Genomic DNA, 2,218 nt, shown 5'->3' on the forward strand with positions numbered 1-2,218 from the left:
TGCTTCGTCGCTCTGCTCCTCGCAATGACGGGGGAGGGAAGAGGCGGTGTGGGTGAGTACTGCGTAGGCATCCGTGATTACCGCCGCGCCAGCGATTAGACTGTGCGGGTCCTGCGGCTCGGTGGAATCCCGGGGCCGCTGCAACCGAACCCAATCGAAGGAGTCGTGACCGAATGGCAGGCCACAGCAAGTGGGCGAACATCCAGCATCGCAAGAATGCCCAGGACGCCAAGCGCGGCAAACTCTTCACCAAGCTGATCCGCGAGATCACCGTCGCTGCGCGCCAGGGCGGCTCGGACCCGGAGACCAACCCGCGCCTGCGCCTGGCGATCGACAAGGCGCTGGGCGCCAACATGACCCGCGACACCATCGAGCGTGCCGCCAAGCGCGGCGCGGGCGAGAGCGACGGCGACAACGTCGAGGAGATCCGCTACGAGGGCTACGGTCCGGGCGGCGCGGCCATCCTGGTCGACTGCATGACCGACAATCGCAACCGCACGGTCGCCGAGGTGCGCCACGCCTTCTCCAAGATGGGCGGCAACCTGGGTACCGACGGCTCGGTGGCCTATCTGTTCCAGAACAAGGGCGTGATCCGCTTCGCCCCCGGGCTGGACGAAGAGGTGGTGATGGAGGCCGCGCTGGAGGGCGGAGCCGAAGACGTCCAGCTCGAGGATGACGGTTCCATCGAGGTCATCACCGAACCCGATACCTATCAGGACGTCCGCGCCGCGCTGGCGGAACGCGAACTCCAGCCGGAGGATGCCGAGGTCACCTGGCGCCCGGAGACGCTCGCGCCACTGGACGCGGAGACCGCCGAGTCGATCCTCAAGCTGCTGGACATGCTCGACGACCTGGATGACGTGCAGAATGTCTTCACCAATGCCGACTTCCCCGACGAGGTCAGCGGTGACTGATCCGGCCGCCGCGTGACCGGCGTGCGTATCCTCGGGATCGACCCCGGTTCCCGGATCACCGGCTTCGCGGTCGTCGAGTATGATCGCAGCCGCGGCCGCTCCTGCGGGCACGGTGTGATCCGGCCCAAGGCCAAGGGTTTCCCCGAGCGCCTGGGCGAGATCTTCGCCGGCGTGGTCGAGGTGATCGATGAACTGAAGCCCGACGTGCTGGCCATCGAATCGGTGTTCGTCGCGCGCAATGCCCAGTCCGCGATCAAGCTGGGACATGCCCGGGGCGCGGCCATCTGCGCCGCCACCCAGGCCGGCCTTGCGGTACACGAATACGCCCCGCGTGCGATCAAGCTGGCCGTGGTCGGTATCGGCGGGGCGGACAAGGAACAGGTCCAGCACATGATGCAGCAATTGTTACGCCTGGCCGAACCGGCCAGCAGCGACGCGGCCGATGCCCTGGCCGTCGCGCTTTGCCACGCCCACACCCAGCAGCACGAGGCGCGCCTGGCGGCCGCCACCTCCGGCTCGATCGGGGGTCGCCCATGATCGCGCGGCTGGAAGGCCGGCTGATCAGCCGCGAGGTTAACGGCGTCGTGATCGACGCCGGCGGGGTTGGCTACGAGGTTGACGTCCCTTTGTCCACGCTGGCGGCCCTGCCGGAGCCGGGCGAGACCGTCGTGCTGGCCACCCATCTGGTCGTGCGCGAGGATGCCCACCAGCTGTTCGGTTTCCTGAACAAGCGCGATCGCGACCTGTTCCGGCGTCTGATCCGTGTGAACGGCATCGGTGCGAAGCTGGCGCTTGCCATGCTTTCTACCTACGCCGGCGACGAGCTGGCGGGCCTGATCAGCGGCGGCGATGTCACCGGCCTGGCCAAGGTGCCGGGTATCGGCAAGCGTACCGCCGAACGCATCGTGCTGGAACTGGGCGAACGCCTCGCCGAGATGGGCTTTGTCGGCGCGCCCGCCGGGGGAGCGGGCGGCAGCGAACCGACGCCCGCCGCCGCGATGGAAGCCGAGGCCCTGGCCGCGCTGGAGTCGTTGGGCTATCAACGCGCCAGCGCCGAGAAGATGGTCGCCGCCGTACGCGACCAGGCGGACTCGGTGGAGACCCTGGTACGCCTGGCCCTCCGCGCCACCGTCAAGCGCTAACGTACACCAAGCCGCGCGGCTCCCTGGCTGCCGTTTGAGGTGTCGTCCGCCCTGGGGCATGTCTCGCTCAGTAGAGGCTGGCCCTGGTTCGTCCTTCGGTGTTTACGGTGGCCTCGGTCTGCTTACTGCCACGCGCTCTCTCGCGAGCGCACCGCGAGGTAC

General features: G+C 68.2%; 3 protein-coding genes. All 3 read left to right on the forward strand.

Annotated features, from left to right (window positions below):
• Positions 1–173: 173 nt before the first annotated feature.
• The 3 genes from B0684_RS13575 to ruvA are packed head-to-tail and all read left to right on the forward strand — an operon-like array spanning position 174 to position 2,056.
• Positions 174–914 carry a YebC/PmpR family DNA-binding transcriptional regulator gene (locus B0684_RS13575; RefSeq protein WP_018649781.1) on the forward strand — a complete coding sequence of 247 codons (741 nt, stop codon included), beginning with the start codon at positions 174–176 and terminating at the stop codon, positions 912–914.
• Positions 915–935: 21 nt separating this feature from the next.
• Complete coding sequence (gene ruvC / locus B0684_RS13580; RefSeq protein ID WP_026181986.1) at positions 936–1,451, forward strand: crossover junction endodeoxyribonuclease RuvC; 516 nt, start codon at positions 936–938, stop codon at positions 1,449–1,451.
• Entirely contained in the window at positions 1,448–2,056 is a 609-nt protein-coding gene (ruvA, locus tag B0684_RS13585) for a Holliday junction branch migration protein RuvA (protein WP_018168502.1), read from the forward strand. The genes ruvC and ruvA overlap by 4 nt, the downstream gene beginning before the upstream one ends.
• Positions 2,057–2,218: the final 162 nt, after the last annotated feature.

This window comes from Thioalkalivibrio versutus, from assembly GCF_001999325.1.
Classification (GTDB): Bacteria; Pseudomonadota; Gammaproteobacteria; order Ectothiorhodospirales; family Ectothiorhodospiraceae; genus Thioalkalivibrio; species Thioalkalivibrio versutus.